Raw genomic sequence first — 21,367 nt, 5'->3', positions numbered from 1 at the left:
CCCGAGGCAATTCCATAGCTCTACGCCCTCCCCTCCGCGCCGGTCATCAGCAGCCCAAGCCTCGCGACGGTGGCCTCCGGGCCGGAAAGCGTGCCGGCGATGCGACCCTCATACATCACCGTGATGCGGTCGCAGAGCATCAGCAATTCCTCGAGATCCTCGCCAATCACGATGATCCCGCAACCCTTCGCCCGCATGGCCAGGAATTTTTCGTGAATGAACCGTGCAGCGCCGATGTCGAGGCCGCGCGTCGGCTGCGAAACGATCAGCACCTTCGGGTCGAAGGCGAGCTCGCGCGCCAAAAGCGCCTTCTGCAGATTGCCGCCGGAAAGCGCGCCGGCGCGCGTCATGGGGCCGGGACAGCGTATGTCATAGGCCTTGATCTGCGCCTCCGCGAAGGCGCGGATCGCCGCCGGATCGAGCAGCCCCTTGCGGCTGAAAGCCTCGGTGCCGATGCGCGGCAGCACCATGGAGTCGGCTAAAGGCAGGTTGGTGACCAGTCCGGTCGTCATCCGGTCCTCCGGAATGCGGCCGAGGCCGAGCGCCTGCAGCTCGCGCGGCGAAAATTGCGCAACTGCTTTGCCGGCTATCGTCATCGAACCGGCACTCGGCGACAGCATGCCGGAGATCACATCAGCCAGCGCCCGCTGGCCATTGCCGGAGACGCCGGCAACGCCGAGGATCTCACCGGCGCGGACGAAGAGCGAGACCTCGCGTAGCGGCGTGCCGCCATGGCTTGAGGTGGAGATGCCGTCGAGCGTCAGCACGGGCGCGCCCGGCGTCGAAACCTCCTTGATCGGCGGCATGATTTCGTGGCCGCACATCAGCTTGGCCATCTCGGCCGAGGTGGTTCCTGCCGGATGATCGACGCGGCCGGCGACCTTGCCATGCCGAAGCACGACGCAACGATGCGTGAGCGCCCTGACTTCGTTGAGCTTGTGCGAGATGAAGATGATGCCGAGCCCTTGCGCCGCCATCGAGCGCAGCGCGGCGAAGAGGCCATCGACCTCGCTGGGCGCCAGCACCGCCGTCGGCTCGTCGAGGATCAGGAGCCTGGCGCCGCGAAACAGCGCCTTGATGATTTCCAGCCGCTGCTGCTCGCCGATCGAGAGCGCCGAGACCGGCAGGCCGGGATCGAGATGTAAGCCATGTTGGCGGCCGATCTCCTTCAGCCGCGCCAGCCCGCCCGTGCGGTCGATGCGGCCGGACTTGCCGGCAATGCCGATCAAGAGGTTTTCCAGCACCGTCAGCCGCGGCGCCAGATGAAAATGCTGATGCACCATGCCGATGCCGGCCGCGAGTGCATCGGCCGAATTGTGGATGGCGACCGGCCTGCCCTCGACCAGGATCTCGCCCGCATCCGGCGCATAAGCGCCGAACAGCACGTTCATGAGCGTCGTCTTGCCGGCGCCGTTCTCGCCGAGCAGGCCAAGGATCTCGCCGGGGGCGACGCTGAGATCTACGCCCTCGTTCGCCTTGACGGCGCCGAAGCTCTTGGTGATGCCGCGCATTTCGATCAGTGGGACGGGCAAGGATGCTCCTAATATCCCTCCCCCTCGAGGGGAGGGTGGCCTGCAGGGCCGGGTGGGGTCGCCCGCGACGCGCTCCATCTTCAGTCGTCAAGGTCGAGCGGTTGAGACGACCCCTCCCGCCTCGCTTCGCTCGGCACCCCTCCCCGCAAGGGGGAGGGTACTGGTCAATCCGACACCGGCGTGTTCTCGTCGACGTCGACGCGGAAATTGCCTTCCAGGATCTCGGCTCTCTTCTTGGCGACCAGGTCCTTGACCTCGGCCGGCAGCGTCTTCTCGAACTTGTGATAGGGGGCGAGATCGGAGCCGCCCTTGGCCATGCGCGAGAAGTCGCCATAGTCCTGCGCGGTGAAGACGCCCGCCTTGACCAGCTTGATCGCCTGCTCGACCGTCGGATACATATTCCATACCGGGCCGGTGATCACCGTGTCGGGTCCGAGGCTCGACTGATCGGACATGTTGGAGATGGCGTAGATCTTCTTTTCGACCGCCGCTTCGATGACGCCGAAACGCTCGGCATAGATGACGTCGACGCCGGCATCGATCTGCGCGATCGCGGCCTCCTTGGCCTTCGGCGGATCGAAGAAGGAGCCGATGAAGGCGACCTTCCGCTTGATGTTTGGATTGACCTCCTTGGCGCCGGCGAAGAAGGCGTTGACCAGCCGGTTCACTTCCGGAATGCCCATTGCCGCGACAGCGCCGATCGTGCCCGACTTCGACATCTTGCCGGCGATCAGCCCGGAGAGATAGGCCGGCTCGTGGATCCAGTTGTCGAAGACGCCGAAATTGGGTTCCGCAGGCCCGGCGCCGGAGCCGAACAGCCAGGCCGTCTTCGGGAACTGTTTTGCCGTGCGCCGCGATTCGCGCTCGGCGGCGAAGGCGTCGCCCAGCACCAACTGGTAGCCGCCTTGCGCATATTCGCGCATCACACGGCTGAAGTCGGCGGTCTGCACCTTCTCCGACCATTTGTATTCGATGCCCAGCTCCTTCTCGGCCTTCTGCAGGGCGACATGGATCTGGTTGTCCCAGGGCTCCTCGATCGGCGTCGCGAAGATCGCCGCCACCTTCAGCTTCTTGTCCTTGGCGAAGGCCACGCCGGGCAGCGCCGCCGCGGTCAGCCCGAGGGCGCCGAGTTCCAGCACATTGCGCCGCGACAGGCCGGCGCGTTGCCTTTTGCGATGATCGTTTTCCATTGAAATCCCCTCTGCTCGACGACCGTGTCGAGCCGGCCGTTCAAAACATGTCAGACGGGAGGACTATGGAACGACGCCCGACCTTTGTCCACATGGTCAAATTTGGCTGGAGAGACCCCGCAGAGCGACCCCCTCCTCGCGACTTGTCACCGCACAGCCTTCTCGCCACCCGCCGCCGTGATCACCCCGACGATGATCAGCCCGGTCAGCACCAGCCGCACGCCGGCGCTGACGCCGAAGGTGTTGAGCATGGTGAGCAAAAGCACCAGGAACAGGCCGGCGCCCCAGACGCCGGGCACGTTGGCCTTGCCGCCGGCGACCGAGGTGCCGCCGATGACGACGACCGCGATGGAGGCGAGCAGATATTCATTGCCGATATCGACATTGGCGCCGCGGAAATAGCCGGCAAGCAGCGCGCCGTCGATGCCGCCCAGCGCGCCGCACAGCGTGTAGGTGAGGAAGCGGATGCGGCCGACATTGACGCCGGCGAGCCAGGCGGCACGGATGTTCTGCCCGATCGCCAGCACCGAGCGGCCATAGATCATGCGCTGCAGCGCCAGCGCCGCGGCGACGGTGAAGACCACCGTCAGCATCGCCAGCACCGGGATCCCCAGCACCTGCCAGTTGGTAAAATCGGCAAAGCCCGGCGGCGGCTTGATCTGCAGGCCGCGCCCGTAGCTGATGTCGACCGACTGGATGATGAAGCTCGCCGACAGCGTCGCGATGATCGGCGGAATCCTGAGCGCCCAGATCAGCAGATAGTTGATGGCGCCGATCGCCGCGCCGCAGGCGAGCGCCGCCAACAGCCCGACGACGATTATCGAATCGCTGCCGCCCATAACCTTCATCGCCACCGCGCTCGCCAGTCCGATATTGGCGGGCAGCGACAGGTCGACATTGCCGGGGCCGAGCGTGATGACGAACATCTGGCCGACGCCGACGATGACGGTGAAGACGGCAAGCGAAAGTGCCGCCGTGACCATGCCGCCGGCGCCATAGCCGCCGGTGAAGGCGACGGTTGCCACCCACACGAGAACGGCGCCGACGAAGGACCAGAGCCAGGGTTTTTCAAGCAGCATCCGGACCGAGGTCATCGTTCACCTCTCCCTGCGGCTGATCAGCACCCGGGCCGCCAGCACGATGATTAGGATCGCGCCATTGGCGGCCACTTGCCAATCGGGCGGGATGTGCATGAAGGTCAAGAGCGGCGAGGCGGCCAAAGCCAGCGTCAGCGCGCCGATGACCGCGCCGATCGGCGACACCCGGCCGCCGACGAACTCGCCGCCGCCAAGGATGACGCCGGCAATCGAAAGCAGCGTGTAACCGTTGCCGATATTGGCGTCGGCCGAAGTGGTGATGCCGATCAGCGCCATGCCGGAAAGCACGCCGAACAGGCCGGTCAACGCGAAGAGCACGATCTTTGTCTTGAGCAGCGACCAGCCGGCGCGCCTGAGCGCCGCGGCATTGCCGCCGGAACCGCGCAGGATGACGCCATATGAAGTGCGCATCAGGCCAAAATGCACGATCGCCGCGATGAGCAATGCCGCCAGTATAGGGAACGGGATATAGGGCGGCTTGAAAGACATGATCGCCAGCAGCCAGTCCGGAGCCTTGCCGCCCGGCTTCGGCAGGATGAGGATGGCCAGCCCCTGCCAGACGAAGCTCATGCCGAGCGTCACCACGATCGAGGGCAGGTTGCGCAGATGGATCAGCGCGCCGAGCAGCGCGTAGACGCCGATTGAACCGAGCAGCACAGCGACACCGATGAGCGGCGCATCCCTGAGCCAGGTGGCGGTGACGCAGCCGACAAAGCCGACGAAAGTGCCGATCGACAGATCGAGCTCATTGCCGGCGATGACGAACATCTGCGCGATCGTCGCCAGCGCGATCGGGATCGCCAGGTTCAGCATCAGGTTGAAGCCGAAATAGCTGATGGCGCGCGGGTTGAGCCAGGCGATGGCCATCAACACCAGCGCCAGCGACAGCGCCGGCAGCAGGCTGCGCAGCATGCGTGCGCGGGCCGCGCTGCCGCGGGAGGATTTGGGGAGCGTGCCGGGAGCGATCGCCGTCATCTCAGGCCGTGTCGCCGAACGAGGACTGGATGATCTTCTCCTCCGTCAGTTCGTCGCGCCCAAGATTGGCGACGATGCGGCCGTTCTTGAAGACATAGACATGGTCGCAATTGTCGAGCTCTTCGGTTTCGGTCGTGTACCAGAGGAAGGTGCGGCCCTTTCCGGCCTCCTCGCGCACGAGGTCGTAGACTTCGAGCTTGGTGCCGATGTCGACGCCGCGCATCGGATCGTCCATCAGCACGATCTCGGCATCGGAGCCGAGCGCGCGCGCAAACAGCGCCTTCTGCTGATTGCCGCCCGACAGCGAATAGATGTTGTTGTTCATGTCCGGCGTGCGGATGCCGATCTTCTTCTTCCAGAATTCGGCCAGCTCCGCCTCGCGCTGCGGCGAGATCAGCAGGCCGTCGCGCAGGCGCTGAAGCGAGCGGATGCCGACGTTCTGGGCGATCGACCATTGGGCGAAGATGCCGTCCGCCTGGCGGTCGCCGGCGACCAGCGCCACCGGCGCCGTCACTTCGATGCCGGCCCTGGCGCGCGAGGCGGCCGAGAAGATCGCGAGCAGCAGGTCCGTCTGGCCATGCCCCGCGAGTCCGGCAAGGCCGATGATCTCGCCCGCCCGGGCGACAAGCTCCTTGCCATCCTGCTGCCGCGCCGGGCGCGCCCGCACCCTGAGAGCCCCAACCGCGACCTTGCGGGTCTCGGCGGCGGCCTTCTGATGTTCCCCGGCGCCGCCCATCGCGGCGACCAGCTTGTCCCGGTCGAACGCGCTTGCGGCGTCGGCGGCGACCACCTTGCCGTCGCGCATCACCACGATGCGGTCGGCATTCTGCAGCACCTCGCCCAGCACATGGGAGATCAGGATGCAGCTGCCGCCCGCGGCGACGAAGCGGCGCACGAATGAAAGCAGCTGGCCGGCCGTGTGCGCATCGAGCGACGAGGTCGGCTCGTCGAGGATGACCAGATGCAGCGGCTCGCGGGTCAGCGTGAAGGCGCGCGCCACCTCGACCATCTGGCGGCGTCCGATCGACAGATCGCCGGCAATGTCGTCCGCCGCGATGCCGTGGTCGGGAAAGATCTCGTCGAGTTTGGCCTGGATGAGATCGGCGGCCTTGCGCCGCCAGCCGAGCCCGCTGAGCGAGGGATGGTTGATGCGCGTGTTCTCGGCGACGCTGAGGTTTGGGCAGAGCGACAGCTCCTGGAACACGCAGCGTATGCCGAGCTCGAGCGCGCGCGCCACGGAATAGCTCGCTTCCTGATTGCCGCGCACCGCGATCTGCCCGCCATCGGGCCGCAGCGTGCCCGCAACCATATGCATCAGCGTCGACTTGCCGGCGCCGTTGTGCCCGACCAGCCCGACGCATTCGCCGGCGCCGACATGGAAGTCGACGCCGTTGAGCGCGCGGACGGCGCCGAAGTGCTTTTCGGCGCCGTCCAGCCTGACGATGTCTGCAATAGCCTGGAGCATCCTCAACGATATCCGGTCGGCGATGCGGCTGGCAACGTCGCGCCGCTATTGCTTGATGTTGGCCTTGATGGCCGCGATCGCGTCTTCCTGGGTGTATTCGTGGGTAGCGACGCCGCCTTCCTTGATCTTCGGCAGCGCGGCCTCGAAATTGTCCTGGGTGAAGGCGAGATACGGCACCAGCAGATCGTGCGGCACGTCCTTGCGGCCGTCGAGCACCTGCTGCGCCACCCAGAAGGCGAGCGTCGACACGCCGGGCGCGATCGAGGCCGACCAGGTCTGGTAGCCGTCCTTGTCCTTCTGCTCCTTCCACCACTTCAGCTCGTCCTGACGGTTGCCCATGATGATGGTCGGACGCGGCTTGCCGGCGGCGGCGAACGCTTGCGCGGCGCCGTAGCCGTCGCCGCCCTGGTCGACGACGCCGACGATCTCCGGCAGCGACGGCAGGATGGTCGCCACCGCCTTCTGCGCCGTGGTCTGGTCCCAGTCGCCGGTCACGGAGCCGACGATCTTGAACTCGGGATGGGCGGCGACGCCTTCGAGGATACCGGCATGGATGGCATCGTCGATCGAGGTGCCTGCCAGCCCGCGGATTTCCAGCAAATTGCCGCCCTTCGGCTGGAACTTGGCCATCTGCTCGACTTCCTGCCTACCCATGTCCTTGAAGTCGACGACGACGCGGTAGGCGCAAGGCTCGGTCACGATGCCGTCGAAGGAAACGACGACGATGCCGGCGTCGCAGGCCTGCTTGATGGCGCCGTTCAGCGCATCCGGCGAGGCGGCGTTGATGACGATGGCGTCATAGCCCTGCAGGATCAGGTTCTGCACCTGCGCGGCTTGCGTCGGCACTTCCTTGTCGGCGGTGGTGAAGACATCCGCCGCCGCCACCACCTTGTCCTCGACCGCTTTCTTGGTGACGATGGCGTAGCTGTCGAGCATCGCCTGGCGCCACGAATTGCCGGCATAATTGTTGGAGAAGGCGATCTTCTTGCCGCTCGTGTCGGCAAGCGCGGTGCCCGAGGCGAGCATGGCTGCAAAGGCGCTCAAGACCAGTAGTTTCTTCATGTCATTATCCTCCCAGATGTGTTGACTGCTGCACTTCCCACCGGCCCCTGCGGGCCGGCTTCACTCCCATCCGATCTGAGCGCGAACGGTCCCGCTCAAAACAGCCTCAATCCCGGCACCCGTACCCTCAGCCGGTAGAGCGACGTCGACGCGGCGATGTAGAGGCTCCGCAGGTCCTCGTCGCCGAAGGTGAAATTGGCACAATCTTCCGGCGTCGCGATGACGCCGAGGAGATCGCCCGACGCGTCAAAGACATGGATGCCGCCCGGGCCGGTGCAATAGAGGTTGCCGCGGCTGTCGATCTTCATCCCATCCGGCGCGCCTGGCGCATCGCCCTCGGTCACAGCCCATACGGCGCCGCCATTGAGGTCACCATTGGATTCGACGCCGAACACACGGATGTGGCCACGCGTGGTATCGTTGACGAAGAGCCGCGATTCATCGAGCGAGAAGCAGAGCCCGTTGGGCTGCGCGAAATCGTCGGCAAGCAACGTCAGCCCGGCGCCGTCGCCGTCGATCCGGTAGACACCCTGGTAGGACAGTTCCTGCGGCCTCGGCACGCCGTAAAATTCCGCTCGGCCGTAGGTCGGATCGGTGAAATAGATCGAGCCTCCAGTAGCAACGACAATGTCGTTCGGGCTGTTGAGCTGCTTGCCCTGGTAATGGCTGGCGAGAACGGTCGTGGTGCCGCCCGGCTCGGCGCGGGTAACGCGGCTGCTGGCGTGCTCGCAGGTCACCAGCCGCCCCTGCCGGTCGAGCGTGTTGCCGTTGGCCATGTGGCTCGGGTCGCGGAACGCCGCGATTTCGCCGGAAGCGCTGCGCCGGTACATGCGGCTTTGCGGAATATCGGAAAAGACCAGCCATTTCTCATAGGGATGCCACACCGGACCTTCGATGAAGCCGTAGCCGGTGGCGAGCCGCTCCATCGCCGCATTGCCGACGACGTCATCAAAGCCGGACTGACGGGCGCGCGCCGGGATCGACATCACGGGCTCTTGGGTTCCCGCACCGGCTTGCCGGCGACGAACCAGTCGCTGCCCGGCACGTCCTCGATCACCACCCAGATCGCGTCCATGGGCAATCCGGCGACCTCGCTGATCGCCTCGGTGACCCGGCGAGAGATCTCGTTCTTGCCCTTTTGCGAATGACCCTCGAGTATCCGTATGCTGACGAACGGCATGAGCGCTTCCCCGTGATTTTTGTTTTTGTAGGACAAAAGCTAGTCGGGACGCGGACCGGGCGATAGCGGTCTAAGCGCAGCACCGACTGTGGTTTTGCACAGTCGGCGCCGGCATCCGCGGCTGCAGACAGGAGAACCATTGATGGCGGAGAGATGCGGCAGGCCGATCGTACGGATTGCGGAGCTGGAGATCGATGCCTTCCAGCTCGACAGCTTCAGGGCCTTGCTCGCCGAAGAGATCGAGGCCTCGGTGCAGAACGAGCCCGGCGTGTTGTTCCTGCACGCGGTCTCGATAAAAGGTTCGCCCGAAACGGTGCGCGTCATCGAATGCTACGTCGATCATTCCGCCTACCACGCCCACCTGACCGCGCCGCACTTTCTCAAATACAAGCCGCGGACGGCTGATATGGTCAGGTCGCTTCGATTGATCGAGACCGAGCCGATCGTTCTGAGGGCCAAGAGCAATCAGCATTCAAGCTGAGCCTGTTGACCCATCGCGGGGCTTACTGCTCCTGCAACGGCGTTGCCTGCGCGAGCCAGGCGTCGAGCTGCTCCTGCTCGCGCCGCAGCGCATCGATGTTGATCAGGCCGCGCGCCATGGCCAGATAGATCGCGCGGGTGCGCGAATTGAACACCGACGCCTCGCCAACGCCTTCCTCCGGCGGCACTATTCCGAGCTTCTCATAGACATGCTTGATGCGGCTCTGCGCGCCGCGGATCGACAGGCCGCGCCGCGCCGCGATCGCTCGGTCGGTGAGGCCGAGCGCGATGTCGATCAGGCTTTCATATTCGCCGTCGGTGATGCCCTCGAACCGGTCCTGGACGCGGTGCTGGATGCCGCGGATCTCGCGGTCGATGATGCAATGCCCCTCGCGGAACACGCCCCGCAGCGCCGAGCGCATGCCTTCTTCCGTCGCCGATTTCAGCACATAGCCATAGACCGACCCCGGCGGCACGATGCGCGCCACGCCGCGCACATAGGCCTCGTCGGCGAAGTTGGACCAGAACAGGATATGCGTGCCGGCGCGCTGGCTCCAGATGGCGCGCGCCACCTCGATTCCGGTCGCCTTGGGCAGTTGCAGGTCGAGCACGACATGCGGCGGCTGCCGTTCCGCCGCAAGATTGATGGCGTCCTCGCCGTCGCCGGCTTCGATCACCTCGACATCGCCGGGCCACAATTGCTCGACGGTCCGCCGCGCGAAGGTGCGGTGCAGCCCGTCATTTTCGGCGATCATGACCAGCATCAGACTGCCTCCGCCACCGGCTGAGCTTGGGTTATCGCGGTGCCGCACGCCGCCGCCTCGGCCTCGGCGGACTCGCGATCGATCTCGATCACGACCCTGGTGCCGCCCTTGCGGTCGGCCGGCTCGAAACGCAGCCGCGCCCCGACAAGGGCCGCTCGCGTGTGCATGTGGCCGATGCCGCCTTGAGCGGCGGGATCGATCGCGCCGCAGCCATGCCCGTCGTCGGTGACGGTCACGTTGAATGTGGTTGCCGTCGACGCCAGCTGCACCTCGATGCGGCTTGGCGCGGCATGACGGACCGCATTGTTGATGGCTTCCTGCACGATGCGATAGAGCGCGGTGCGAAGCGTTTCCGACAGGCCGTCGGCGCTGCCGTCGCTGGTGTCGGCGATGCGCACCGCGATCGGCGGCTTGGCCCTGGCAACGCTGCGGTTGAGATGTGCCTCGACCGCGTCGCGCAGCCCGAACAGTTCCAGGACGCTCGGCCGCATGTCGTCGACGATGTGGCGCAGCTCCGCGAGGCAGCCCGCCACCTCCTGCTCGAGATCGGCAAGCTGGGCCGTCCGCGCCACGCCCCGGCTGCGGAAAGCTGAAACCTGTCGTGCTATGCGGGCCAGGTCGGCGAGCGTCTGGTCGTGCAGGTCCATGGCCATGCGGCGCCGCTCGCGCTCCATGCCCTCGGTCAGTTGCGAGGCGCCGACTCTCAGCAGTTCCGCCCGGTTGCGCGCCTCGCTTTCGGCGAGCATGGCGCGGCGCGCTTCCTCTGTCTGGATCAGCGCGAACATATAGGGCCCGATGAGGTCGGCGCATTGCTGAGCGACCTCGACGTCCTCTTGCGAGTAGCAGCCGGCCTTGTGCCGGCTGATGTTGAGCGCGCCGATCACGCTGCCGCGTGCCCGCAGCGGCACGATGATGCGGCTGCGCAGCTTGGCGGCGAAGATCGGTCCGTCGAACGCTCCCTCGAAGTGGAATCGGTCGTCGAGAAGCGCGTTGTCGGTCAGAAGATAAGGCGTGTCGCCCCACAGCACGCGCCGGATCGGGCTGCCCTCGACCGGATGCTGCGCCAGATCGCTCCAGCTGGTATGGAAGCCGGCCTCGTAGCAGGCATGCATGCGCCCATCGAGCGACAACACCGCCAGATCGATATGGTCGTGCGGGATGAGCGTGCCGATTTCGATCGCTGTCGCCCGGAACGCTGAGCCCGGATCGATATGGCCGGCGAGCGCCCGCGAGATCGCGAGCAGCCGATCGATCAGCTGGGGAGATACCTCCGACATGTCTCCTCCCTGTCCCCCTGATGAATGCCGTGGAACGACAGCCAAGCCGCGCCGCGCGGCCTCGATCCTGTTTTCCGCAGTTCCTCCCTGCCCGAGAAATAGTGAGCGCTTGACGGCGCCGCTGTCAACGATGGGTCAAGCGACCCGAGCCCGATCAACTTCGGGTGCGGCGATTGAAAAGCCGCCGGCTCCTGGTCTAGGAACGGCCGCAGGAGGCCAATTGATGGCAGTGACGCCGACCGTTGCTCAGGGCGCCCCGGGAATTCCCGCGCGCTGGACGTCAAGCGCCAAGAGCGGCGTCGGCACCGGGCTTTCAGCGAACAGCCCGCTTTGGTTCACCATCAGTCACGGCATATTGAACGAGGTCTATTATCCCCGCCTCGACAGCGGCTGCACGCGCGACCTGGGGCTGATCATAACCGGTCCCGATGGCTATTTCTCGGAAGAGAAACGCGATGCCGCCCACCTTGTCGAGCCATTCGAAGCCGGCGTCCCCGGCTATCGCCTGGTCAACACGGCGGTCAATGGCTCCTATCGGATTGAAAAGCGCATTGTTACGGATTCGAAACGGCCCGTTCTGCTGCAGGAAATCACATTCGCGGCGCTCAAAGGCTCAGCCTCGGACTACCAGGTTTACGCGCTGCTCGCGCCGCATCTCGTCAATTGCGGCATGGGCAACACCGCCTGGCTCGGCGAGCACAAGGGGCAGCGTATCCTCTTTGCGTCAGGCCGCGGCGTCTCGCTCGCGCTTGCCGCCTCGCTGCCCTGGGGCGCCTGCTCGGCCGGCTATGTCGGTTTCTCGGACGGCTGGCAGCAGCTGCGGAATGGCGGCGCGCTCGATCCTGCCGCTGAGCGCGCGGAGGATGGCAATGTGGCGCTGACCGGCGAGATCGGCTTCTCGACAGGCAAGGGCACCGCATTGCTGGCGCTCGGCTTCGGCGCCTCGCCGGAAGAGGCGGCGGAGGCCGCGCTGGCCAGCCTGAAGGACGGTTTCGATGCGGCCGCCGAAACCTATGCCGCCAGCTGGCGGAATTTCCAGTCCGGCCTGGAGAAGCTCGACAGGCAAGCCGCCTCCGGCCTGAACACCTACCGCGTCAGTACCGCGCTGCTTGCCTCGCATCTGTCGATCGCCAGACCTGGAGCCGCAGTCGCCAGTCTTTCGATCCCCTGGGGCTTCAGCAAGGGCGACGACGATCTCGGCGGCTACCATCTGGTCTGGCCGCGCGACCTGGTCGAAACGGCGGGCGGCTTCCTTGCAGCCGGCGACGCCAGGCAGGCGCTCGATATCCTCACCTATCTCCGCTCGATCCAACAGCCGGACGGTCACTGGCCGCAGAACTGCTGGGCGAGCGGCACGCCCTACTGGCTTGGCATCCAGATGGACGAATGCGCCTTTCCGCTGCTGCTTGCCGACGCGCTCCGCCGCGCCGGTCATCTGCCGCGCGGGAAGCTCGACGATTTCCTAGCCATGATCGAAAGCGCGGCTTCCTATGTGGTGCGCAACGGCCCGGTCACCGGCGAGGACCGCTGGGAAGAGGACGCCGGCTACAGCCCGTTCACGCTGGCCGTCGAGATCGCGGCGCTGCTTGCGGCGGCTGACATGCTGGATGCTTGCGGCGAAAATGAACCGGCAAACTATCTGCGCGAGACGGCCGATTGCTGGAACGACCAGATCGAGCGCTGGACCTATGTCACCGGCACCGAACTCTGCGCCAGGGAGGGCGTCGACGGCTACTATGTCCGCATCGCACCGCCCGACGGTGCTGGCGCCGCTTCGCCGAAGCACGGTTTCGTGCCGATCAAGAACCGCCCGCCCGGCGATAGCCATCGGCCGGCCGAGGCCATCATAAGTCCCGACGCGCTGGCGCTGGTCCGCTTCGGGCTGAGAGCCGCCGGCGATATGCGGATCGTCAACACCGTCAAAGCCATCGACGCGCTTCTGCGCTGCGAGTTGCCGCAAGGCCCGCTCTGGTACCGCTATTCCGGTGACGGCTATGGCGAGCATGAGGACGGCTCGCCCTTCGACGGCACCGGCCGGGGCCGGCCCTGGCCGCTGCTCGCCGGCGAGCGCGCGCATTACGAGCTGGCCGCGGGGCGACCCGGCAAAGCGGCCGAGCTGCTCGAAACCTTCGAGCGCTCTGCCGGTGCAGGCGGCCTGCTGCCGGAGCAGGTGTGGGACAGACCCGACCTGCCGGAGCGCGAATTACGGCTCGGCGCGCCATCGGGCAGCGCCATGCCGCTGGTCTGGGCGCATGCCGAGCATATCAAGCTGCTGCGCTCGCTGCGCGACGGCAAGGTCTTCGACATGCCGCCGCAGGGCGTCGAGCGCTACATCGAGCGCAAAACCGTGTCGCCGTTCAGGACATGGCGCTTCACCAACAAGATCCGCTCGCTTCCCGCCGGCAAGCTCCTGCGCGTGGAACTTGCGGCGCGCGGCGTGGTTCACTGGAGTAGCGACAAGTGGCTGACGGTGCGCGACGACAACACGGTGGAGAACGCCTTCGGCGTCCACCTGGTTGACCTGGATGTCGCCGACCTGCAGCCGGGATCGACGGTCGTCTTCACATTTTTCTGGCCCGAAGCGAGCCGTTGGGAGAATGTCGACTTCACCGTCGGCATCGATCCTTCGGATAGCCAGTAAGGTTCTTTCCTCAAGCTATTGGGATAACACCATGCAGATCGGAATGATGGGACTGGGCAGGATGGGCGCCAACATGGTGCGCCGCCTGATGCGCGACGGCCACGAATGCGTCGTCTACGACATCAATTCGGCAAGTGTCGCCGGCATGGTCAAGGACGGCGCCATCGGCGCCGCCTCGCTGGAGGAGTTCGTCGCCAAGCTCGCCAAGCCGCGATGCGCCTGGCTGATGCTGCCGGCGGCGATCACCGGCAGGATCGTCGACCAGGTTGCGGCGCTGATGGAGCCGGGCGATATCATCATCGACGGCGGCAATTCCTATTATCACGATGCCGTCGACCAGGCGGCGAAGCTGGCGACCAAGGGCATAAATTTCGTCGATGTCGGCACCAGCGGCGGCGTCTGGGGGCTGGAGCGCGGCTACTGCCTGATGATCGGCGGCCCCGACGACGCCGTGAAACACCTGGATTCGGTCTTCGCCACGCTGGCGCCGGGCGCCGACCCGGGCTCCAATCCGCCGAAGGACGCCGGAACCGCGCCTTACGGTTATCTGCATTGCGGGCCGAGCGGCGCCGGCCATTTCGTCAAGATGGTTCATAACGGCATCGAATACGGCGTCATGGCCGCTTACGCCGAGGGCATCAACATCCTGAAATCGGCCAATGCCGGCAAGCGCGCCCGCACGGCGGACGCCGAAACCAGCCCGCTCGAAAGCCCGCAATACTATCAGTTCGACATCGACCTGCCCGCCGTGGCCGAGGTCTGGCGCCACGGCAGCGTCATCGGCTCCTGGCTGCTCGATCTCACCGCCGGCGCGCTGAAGAACGATCCGTCGCTCGCCCAGTTCGGCGGCCGCGTCTCCGATTCCGGCGAAGGCCGCTGGACCTTGAAGGCCGCGATCGACACCGGCGTTCCGGCGCCGGTGCTCTCCTCGGCGCTGTTCGACCGCTTCTCCTCGCAAGGCGAATCCGCCTTCGCCGACAAGCTCTTGTCCGCCATGCGCTACGCTTTCGGCGGCCATGTCGAAAAGCCGAAGGCGTGAGAGCGGGAGTGACGGGATGAGCCAGGAGAGGTCCGACACGCTGGTGCTTTTCGGGGCAACCGGCGATCTTGCGCACAAGAAGATATTTCCGGCGCTCTATCACATGGTCGCCAAAGGAACGCTGAGCGAGCCGGTGATCGGCGTCGCTTTCGATCCTTGGGATCTTGGCAAGCTGGTGGACCGTGCCCGCGACGGCATCGTCAATGCGCTGGGCGCCGTCGACGACACGGTGTTCGCCAAGCTCGCCTCGCTGCTGCGCTATGTCAGCGGCGACTATCGCGACCCGGCGACATTCGAGAGATTGAAGACGGCGCTCGGCTCGGCGCAGCGGCCGCTGCATTACATGGCAGTGCCGCCCACCATGTTCGAAACCGTCGTCCAGGGGCTCGAACAATCCGGCACCGCGCGGGGCGCCAGATTGATGGTCGAAAAGCCTTTCGGCCACGATTTGCAGTCGGCCCGCTGGCTGAACCGCGTGTTGCACCTGGTGTTCGACGAACAGTCCATCTTCCGCATCGACCACTATCTCGGCAAGGAAGCGATCCAGAACCTGCTCTATTTCCGTTTCGCCAACGCTTTCCTCGAGCCGATCTGGAACCGCAACTTCGTCGAGAGCGTGCAGATAACCATGGCCGAGGATTTCGGCATCGAAGGCCGCGGCAAATTCTATGACGACGTCGGCTGCATCCGCGACGTCATCGAGAACCATCTGCTCAACATCCTGCTGTTGCTCGCCATGGAGCCGCCGGTCGGCCGCTCTGCCGACGATTTGATCGACGAGAAGGTGCAGGTGCTGCGCGCCATCCGCACCTTGACCAAGGACGATGTCGTGCGCGGCCAGTTCGACGGCTATCTGGCCGAACCGGGCGTGCGGCCGAACTCGCCGGTCGAGACCTTCGCCGCCGTACGCTTCTTCGTCGACACCTGGCGCTGGCAGGACGTGCCCTTCTTCATCCGCGCCGGCAAGAACATGCCAGTGCATGCGACCGAAGTGATCGTGCGGCTGAAGCGCCCGCCGCTCGACGTCTTCGATCCGATCAAGCCGGGCGACGCCAACTATGTCCGTTTCCGTATCGATCCGCAGGTGGCGATCTCGATCGGCGCCCAGCGCAAGGTAGCCGGCGACGACATGATCGGCGAGCAGGTGGAACTGACCGCGCTCGACGACACCAAGGGCGATATGCCGCCCTATGAGCGGCTGATCGGCGACGCGATGAACGGCAACGGCCAGCTCTTCACGCGCCAGGACGCGGCCGAGCTTGCGTGGCGGATCGTCGGACCGGTGCTTGGCGACACCACGCCGCCTCCGATTTACGCGCCGAAGACCTGGGGGCCGGCCGACGCCATGAACGGCTTCGGCCCGCCCAATGGCTGGATCAATCCGACGAAATAGCTTCTCGGGGGACCGGATGGCGAAAGCAGCAAAACGGGCTTCGACGAAGGACGGGCAGGTCGTCCTCACCATCGACGTCGGCGGATCGCGTGTGAAAATTCTCACCAGCGCCGGCGGCGAGATGCGCCGCACCGATTCCGGGCCGGGCCTGACACCTGAGCAGATGGTGGCTTCGGTGAAGAAGCTGGCCGAGGGCCTGGATTACGACGTCATTTCGATGGGCTACCCTGGCCCGGTCAGGGACAACAAGCCTTCGCTCGACCCCTTCAATCTCGGCAAGGGCTGGAACGGCTATGATTTCGCCGCCGCCTTCGGCAAGCCGGTCAAAGTCGTCAACGACGCGCTCCTGCAGGCGATCGGCAGCTATGACGGCGGCCGTATGCTGTTCCTCGGCCTCGGCACCGGCCTGGGCGCCGCCATGATCCTCGACAATGTCGGGCAGCCGATGGAGCTTGCTCATCTTCCTTACAAGAAGGGCGGCAGCTTCGAGGACTATGTCGGCGAGCGCGGCCTGGAAAAGCACGGCAAGAAAAAATGGCGCAGATACGTTTTCGATGTCGTAAACAGGCTTCGCGCCGCCTTGCAGCCGGACTATGTGGTCATCGGCGGCGGCAATGTCGACAAGCTCGATGAATTGCCTGCAAAATCCAGGCGCGGCGACAACACACGTGCCTTCGAAGGCGGGTTTCGACTGTGGCGCGATAAGGCGCTGATCGTCTGATATTTTTACTTTTCAGTATAGTCGTTCAAAATAACGTGTAGTCGCACGACCTGTCGTTGCGCCGCGCAGATTTGCCGACTAGGAATCCGCCGGCCTGCCGCACATGCGCCCGCCTCGGCGCGCCAAGAGCGCGGCAGCGCGCTGATTTTTCATCCCGATTTGCGGCCGTGCGGCATAGAGGAGGACTGACGTGGACGAGGAAACCAATACAGCCAAGGAAGATGTCGACCTGCTCGAGCTCACCGCCCACATCGTGTCGGCCTATGTCGCCAAGAACCGGCTGCCTGCTTCGGGCCTGGGCGAACTCATCGCCAATGTCGCCTCCTCGATCGGCGCGCTGAACCAGCCGCCGACTCCGCCGGCACCGCCGCCCGTTCCTGCCGTCAATCCCCGGCGCTCGGTGACGCCGGACTACATCATCTGCCTCGAGGACGGCAAGAAGTTCAAATCGCTGAAGCGTCATATCGGCGTGCATTTCGGGCTGAGCCCGGAAGCCTACCGGACCAAATGGGGCCTGCCGGCAGACTACCCGATGGTCGCGCCTAACTACGCGGCATCGCGCTCCGAGCTCGCCAAGTCGATCGGCCTCGGCCGCAAGGCCGAAGCCGAGCCGGAGAAGCCGGCAAAGGCCAGGAAGGTAAAGGCCCCCGCCTAGTCGATCTTGGCCCTGTGCCAACGGTTTGAAGAAGCCTGTCAAGAAATCCGCCTTGGCAGGCTTCCTGCTTTTGGCTTGGATAAGACAAGCGAAGGCTGTTCGGGTGAGCCATGAACTATGCGAGGATGGTGATCGAGAAAGAAGCGCCGGAGGAATACGGCTACGACCGGATCCGCTTCAATCTCTCCGAAAGCTCGATCGCCGACCAGAAGCTTGCCGATATCGGCCTCTCGCTGCCCGACCTCACCTTGTTCTACGGCGAGCATCGCGGCGACAAGGAATTGCGCGCGCTGATCGCCGGGCAGGACAAAGGGCTCTCCCCGGACGACGTGCTGGTTACCGCCGGCGCTGCCGGCGCGCTGTTCATCATTGCCACCTCGCTGCTTTCGGCCGATGACCATCTCGTCGTCGTGCGGCCGAACTATGCCACCAATATCGAGACGCCCAAGGCGATCGGCTGCGCGATCAGCTATGTCGATCTCGACTTCGACGAGGGCTTCGCCGTGGATGTCGCGCGGGTCGCGGCGGCGGTGCGGCCGAACACCAGGCTGATCAGCGTCACCTGCCCGCACAACCCGACCGGCACGATGATGACCGGCGCCGATCTCGACGCGTTGGTCGCGCTTGCCGAAAGCCGCCGCTGCCGGCTTCTGGTCGACGAAACCTATCGCGATCTGTCCTATGGCGAGCGCCTGCCCTCCGCGGCATCGCTCAGTCCAAGCGCGATCAGCGTCTGTTCCCTTTCGAAAGCATTCGGCATTCCGGGCATCCGCATCGGCTGGCTGGTCAGCAAGGACCACGCTCTGCAAGAGACGTTCCTCGCCGCCAAGGAGCAGATCGGCATCTGCGGCAGTGTCATCGACGAGGCGATTGCACGCTTCATGATCGAGCGGCGCGATGCCTTCCTTGCATCGTTGTTGCCGGAGATGGCCAAGCGCCGCGATATCGTCCAGGCTTGGATCGACGGCGAGCCGCTGGTCGACTGGGTGCGTCCGCAAGGCGGTGTGGTCGGCTTCCCGCGGCTGAATGTCGATGCAGGTTTCGACCTCGACCGGTTCTACTTGCGGCTCCTGGAAGAACACGGCACTTATGTCGGCCCCGGCCACTGGTTCGAGATGCCGAAGCGCTTCTTCCGCGTCGGCTTCGGCTGGCCGAAGGAGGCGGAATTGCGCGGCGGGTTGCAAGCGATTTCCGCCGCGCTGAGAGACTGAGCCTCTTTCCACCGTGAACGACAATCCGAAGATCCTTCATGCCGCGCCGATTTTTTGCGCGCGCGTCGAGGCGAACTGGGCTAAAGGTCTCCGGCCGGAACAGCGCCCACCGTGGAAGTGCCCCGCCGGTCGATGTCACAACGGGGCCCTCGAATCATGACCGCCGAAGCAACTTCACCTGAACAGCGCTACGCCGCCTTCCGGCACCGGCCGTATCTCAGCTACTGGACGGCGCGCTTCCTCACCACTTTCGCCACCCAGATCGTCTCCGTCGCCGTCGGCTGGCAGATCTACGACCTGACGCGCAATCCCTTCGACCTCGGCATCGTCGGCATCGTCCAGTTCCTGCCGTCGCTGCTCTTGGTGCTTGTCACCGGCGTCGTCGCCGACCGCTTCGGCCGCCGCCTGATCATGACATTGGCGTCGTTCGTCGAGGCCGGCTGTGCGCTCACTCTGTTGTTGCTGACGCTGCGCGGCCTTGGCGGCCCGCTGCCGATCTTCGTCGTGCTCGCCATGTTCGGCATCGCCCGCGCCTTCTACGGGCCGGCCTCGTCCTCGCTGGTCGCCAATCTGGTGCCGCCACAGGATTTCGCCAACGCCATTGCCTGGAATTCGTCCGCCTGGCAGACGGCAACCATCGTCGGCCCGGTCGCCGGCGGCCTGCTCTACGGCCTTTCGGCGGAGATCGCCTACGCTACTGCGGCGATCCTGATGCTTGTCGCCGCGCTGCTCGTCTTCACCATCCCCAAGCCCGCGCAGCAGACGGCTACCGACAAGCCGACGATGCAGACCCTGTTTGCCGGCTTTCGTTACATCTGGGGCGAGAAGATCGTGCTCGGCGCGATCTCGCTCGACCTGTTCGCGGTGCTGCTCTCCGGCGCCTCGGCGCTGCTGCCGGTCTATGCCCGCGACATTCTGGAGCTTGGGCCCTGGGGCCTCGGCCTGCTGCGCTCGGCGCCTGGCATCGGCGCCATCGCCGTGGCCGTCTGGCTCGCCGGCCATCCGATCCGCGACCATGCCGGCAAGATCATGCTCGGTTTCGTCGCCTTGTTCGGCGCCTTCACCGTCCTGTTCGGCGTCTCGACCATCACCTGGCTGTCGATCGTGGCGCTCGCCATGCTCGGAGCCACCGACATGTTCAGCGTCTATATCCGCGAGACGCTGATCCAGCTCTGGACGCCCGACGAGGTGCGCGGCCGCGTCAACGCCGTCAACCAGGTCTTCGTCGGCGCTTCCAATGAGGTTGGCGAGTTCCGCGCCGGCACCATGGCGGCGCTGATCGGCACCGTGCCGGCGGTGGTGATCGGCGGCATCGGCGCCATCGCGGTTGCCGGGATCTGGGCTTGGTTGTTCCCTGCGCTGCGGCAGGTGCGGCATTTGAATAGCAGGAACTAATTGCCGGCGCAGCAACTTGACGGCCGGACTAGAAGAGAGCAGCGGCTTCCCTCTGCAATTGCGGCAAAATCTATCCGACGGCCGGCTTGCCGAAGAGCAGGCTCAAAAATTCGCCGAGCCAGCGCTTGAGGTGCATGTCCCAGATCAGCCGGCCGCCGAGATGATCGCGGCCGGGCTGCGCGCCCGGCAGCTCGAAGCGATGCGCGCCGCGCACCACCCAGCGCTGCATCATCACCCTGGTTAGCTCGCCATGGAACTGGATGCCCCAGGCATTCTCGCCATACCGGAAAGCCTGGTTGGGATAGGTTTCGGCCGTGGCGAGCAGCGTCGCGTCCTTCGGCAGGGAAAAGCCCTCGCGGTGGAATTGGTAGACCATCTCCGGCCAGTGCAGCAGTTTCTTGCCGGCGTCGGTCGCCTTCAGCGGATACCAGCCGATCTCGACCAGTCCTTCGCCATGACCCTCGACCCTGCCGCCAAGATGCCTGGCGAGCATTTGCGCGCCGAGGCAGATCCCAAGAAAAGGCCGGTTTTCCTTGAGCGGGATTTCGAGCCACTCGGTCTCACGCCGGACGAACTCGTCCTGGTCGTTGGCGCTCATCGGCCCGCCGAAGATCACCGCCCCGGCGTGGCCGTCCAAAGTGCAGGGAAGCTCTTCGCCAAGCGGCGGCCGGCGAATGTCGAGATCGAAACCTTCTTCCAGAAGCATATGGCCGACGCGGCCGGGGCTCGAAGTCTCCTGATGCAGCACGATCAGGATTTTTGGTCTCGGCCTGGGTCTGGGTGGCATGGAAGAAGAAAGGTCCAGCTATTCGTCGCTCGATGTGCCCCGAGCGCCCGGGGCTTCGGCCGCCGCCTTGCGGCGCGCCTCGATGCGGTCGTGGCGCTCGACACCGATCAGTTCGGCGACGCGCCAGACGGTGTTGTCCTCGAGCTCGTGCAGCTCGCCGTCGGCGTAGACGATCTCCCACATCAGGCCGATGAAGGCCTTGCGCGCCTCGGCATCCAGATGGCGCTTGAGCACGCTCGTGAAGGCATAGAGGTCGATCGCCTCGTTATCGGCACGCTCGCCGGCGGCGGCCAGCGCGTCGAGCTCGTCGCCGCTGATCGAATAGGTCTCGGCCAGGATCTCCTTGAAGCGCTCCCACTCGATATCCTGGCGCACGCCGTCGGCGTTCATCACGTGATAGAGCAGCGCCGAGGCCGCGACGCGCGGATCGTCCGCGCTTGGCTTGCTCGCGCCCGCAGCAGGCAAATCCCTCAGGAAGGACAATACGCGTTCGAACATCGATG

At 65.3% G+C, this 21,367-nt stretch carries 20 protein-coding genes; 8 read left to right on the top strand and 12 right to left on the bottom strand.

Features of this window, described 5'->3' with window-relative positions; genetic code table 11:
* Positions 1-20 precede the first annotated feature (20 nt).
* The 8 genes from CK222_RS05555 to CK222_RS05520 all read right to left on the bottom strand — a co-directional run bounded on the left by CK222_RS05555 (position 21) and on the right by CK222_RS05520 (position 8,501).
* Positions 21-1,532, bottom strand: a complete 1,512-nt coding sequence (locus CK222_RS05555) for an ABC transporter ATP-binding protein (protein ID WP_095799674.1) — start codon at positions 1,530-1,532, stop codon at positions 21-23.
* A gap of 164 nt (positions 1,533-1,696) precedes the next feature.
* Positions 1,697-2,722 (bottom strand): BMP family protein, encoded by a 1,026-nt coding sequence (locus CK222_RS05550; RefSeq protein ID WP_095799673.1) that lies wholly within the window; start codon positions 2,720-2,722, stop codon positions 1,697-1,699.
* A 146-nt stretch (positions 2,723-2,868) separates the two neighbouring features.
* Complete coding sequence (locus tag CK222_RS05545; protein ID WP_095799672.1) at positions 2,869-3,816, bottom strand: ABC transporter permease; 948 nt, start codon at positions 3,814-3,816, stop codon at positions 2,869-2,871.
* A 3-nt stretch (positions 3,817-3,819) separates the two neighbouring features.
* Positions 3,820-4,794 carry an ABC transporter permease gene (locus CK222_RS05540; RefSeq protein WP_095799671.1) on the bottom strand — a complete coding sequence of 325 codons (975 nt, stop codon included), beginning with the start codon at positions 4,792-4,794 and terminating at the stop codon, positions 3,820-3,822.
* A 1-nt stretch (position 4,795) separates the two neighbouring features.
* On the bottom strand, positions 4,796-6,259 hold the full coding sequence (locus CK222_RS05535; RefSeq protein ID WP_095799670.1) for a sugar ABC transporter ATP-binding protein: 1,464 nt from the start codon (positions 6,257-6,259) through the stop codon (positions 4,796-4,798).
* Positions 6,260-6,304: 45 nt separating this feature from the next.
* The gene (locus tag CK222_RS05530; protein WP_066998252.1) at positions 6,305-7,321 is read right to left on the bottom strand and encodes an ABC transporter substrate-binding protein; all 1,017 of its coding nucleotides are present in this window, start codon (positions 7,319-7,321) and stop codon (positions 6,305-6,307) included.
* Positions 7,322-7,416: 95 nt separating this feature from the next.
* Positions 7,417-8,307, bottom strand: a complete 891-nt coding sequence (locus CK222_RS05525) for an SMP-30/gluconolactonase/LRE family protein (RefSeq protein WP_095799669.1) — start codon at positions 8,305-8,307, stop codon at positions 7,417-7,419.
* A complete protein-coding gene (locus CK222_RS05520) occupies positions 8,307-8,501 on the bottom strand; it encodes a 4-oxalocrotonate tautomerase family protein (RefSeq protein ID WP_095799954.1) in 195 nt (64 codons plus the stop codon). Before CK222_RS05520 ends, CK222_RS05525 begins: the two co-directional genes overlap by 1 nt.
* Positions 8,502-8,643: 142 nt before the next feature.
* Between CK222_RS05520 and CK222_RS05515 the strand changes: the two genes are divergently transcribed.
* On the top strand, positions 8,644-8,982 hold the full coding sequence (locus tag CK222_RS05515; protein WP_095799668.1) for a putative quinol monooxygenase: 339 nt from the start codon (positions 8,644-8,646) through the stop codon (positions 8,980-8,982).
* Between the two features lie 22 nt (positions 8,983-9,004).
* On the opposite strand, the gene CK222_RS05510 is transcribed toward CK222_RS05515, so the two are convergent.
* Complete coding sequence (locus tag CK222_RS05510) at positions 9,005-9,745, bottom strand: response regulator transcription factor (RefSeq protein WP_095799667.1); 741 nt, start codon at positions 9,743-9,745, stop codon at positions 9,005-9,007.
* Positions 9,745-11,022: a GAF domain-containing protein gene (locus CK222_RS05505; RefSeq protein ID WP_095799666.1), complete on the bottom strand. Its 1,278-nt coding sequence runs from the start codon at positions 11,020-11,022 to the stop codon at positions 9,745-9,747. Before CK222_RS05505 ends, CK222_RS05510 begins: the two co-directional genes overlap by 1 nt.
* Before the next feature lie 223 nt (positions 11,023-11,245).
* Between CK222_RS05505 and CK222_RS05500 the strand changes: the two genes are divergently transcribed.
* The 7 genes from CK222_RS05500 (at position 11,246) to CK222_RS05470 (ending at position 20,077) form a co-directional block, all read left to right on the top strand.
* Complete coding sequence (locus CK222_RS05500; RefSeq protein WP_095799665.1) at positions 11,246-13,663, top strand: glucan 1,4-alpha-glucosidase; 2,418 nt, start codon at positions 11,246-11,248, stop codon at positions 13,661-13,663.
* A gap of 31 nt (positions 13,664-13,694) precedes the next feature.
* On the top strand, positions 13,695-14,702 hold the full coding sequence (gene gnd / locus CK222_RS05495) for a phosphogluconate dehydrogenase (NAD(+)-dependent, decarboxylating) (protein ID WP_095779804.1): 1,008 nt from the start codon (positions 13,695-13,697) through the stop codon (positions 14,700-14,702).
* Between the two features lie 16 nt (positions 14,703-14,718).
* Complete coding sequence (gene zwf, locus CK222_RS05490; protein ID WP_095799664.1) at positions 14,719-16,095, top strand: glucose-6-phosphate dehydrogenase; 1,377 nt, start codon at positions 14,719-14,721, stop codon at positions 16,093-16,095.
* 16 nt (positions 16,096-16,111) lie between these two features.
* Complete coding sequence (locus tag CK222_RS05485) at positions 16,112-16,816, top strand: ROK family protein (RefSeq protein ID WP_095799663.1); 705 nt, start codon at positions 16,112-16,114, stop codon at positions 16,814-16,816.
* 190 nt (positions 16,817-17,006) lie between these two features.
* Positions 17,007-17,471 carry a MucR family transcriptional regulator gene (locus CK222_RS05480; RefSeq protein WP_095782679.1) on the top strand — a complete coding sequence of 155 codons (465 nt, stop codon included), beginning with the start codon at positions 17,007-17,009 and terminating at the stop codon, positions 17,469-17,471.
* A 110-nt stretch (positions 17,472-17,581) separates the two neighbouring features.
* Entirely contained in the window at positions 17,582-18,682 is a 1,101-nt protein-coding gene (locus CK222_RS05475) for a pyridoxal phosphate-dependent aminotransferase (protein WP_095799662.1), read from the top strand.
* Positions 18,683-18,838: 156 nt separating this feature from the next.
* Entirely contained in the window at positions 18,839-20,077 is a 1,239-nt protein-coding gene (locus tag CK222_RS05470) for an MFS transporter (protein WP_066998282.1), read from the top strand.
* A 70-nt stretch (positions 20,078-20,147) separates the two neighbouring features.
* On the opposite strand, the gene CK222_RS05465 is transcribed toward CK222_RS05470, so the two are convergent.
* Together CK222_RS05465 and CK222_RS05460 are read right to left on the bottom strand one after the other, a co-directional pair.
* On the bottom strand, positions 20,148-20,864 hold the full coding sequence (locus CK222_RS05465; protein WP_095799661.1) for a glutamine amidotransferase: 717 nt from the start codon (positions 20,862-20,864) through the stop codon (positions 20,148-20,150).
* A gap of 18 nt (positions 20,865-20,882) precedes the next feature.
* Entirely contained in the window at positions 20,883-21,362 is a 480-nt protein-coding gene (locus tag CK222_RS05460; protein ID WP_066998287.1) for a TerB family tellurite resistance protein, read from the bottom strand.
* Positions 21,363-21,367 lie beyond the last annotated feature (5 nt).

Origin of the sequence: Mesorhizobium sp. WSM3866 (genome assembly GCF_002294795.1) — a bacterium.
GTDB lineage: Bacteria > Pseudomonadota > Alphaproteobacteria > Rhizobiales > Rhizobiaceae > Mesorhizobium.
This window is presented reverse-complemented; position numbering and strand designations above follow the sequence as displayed.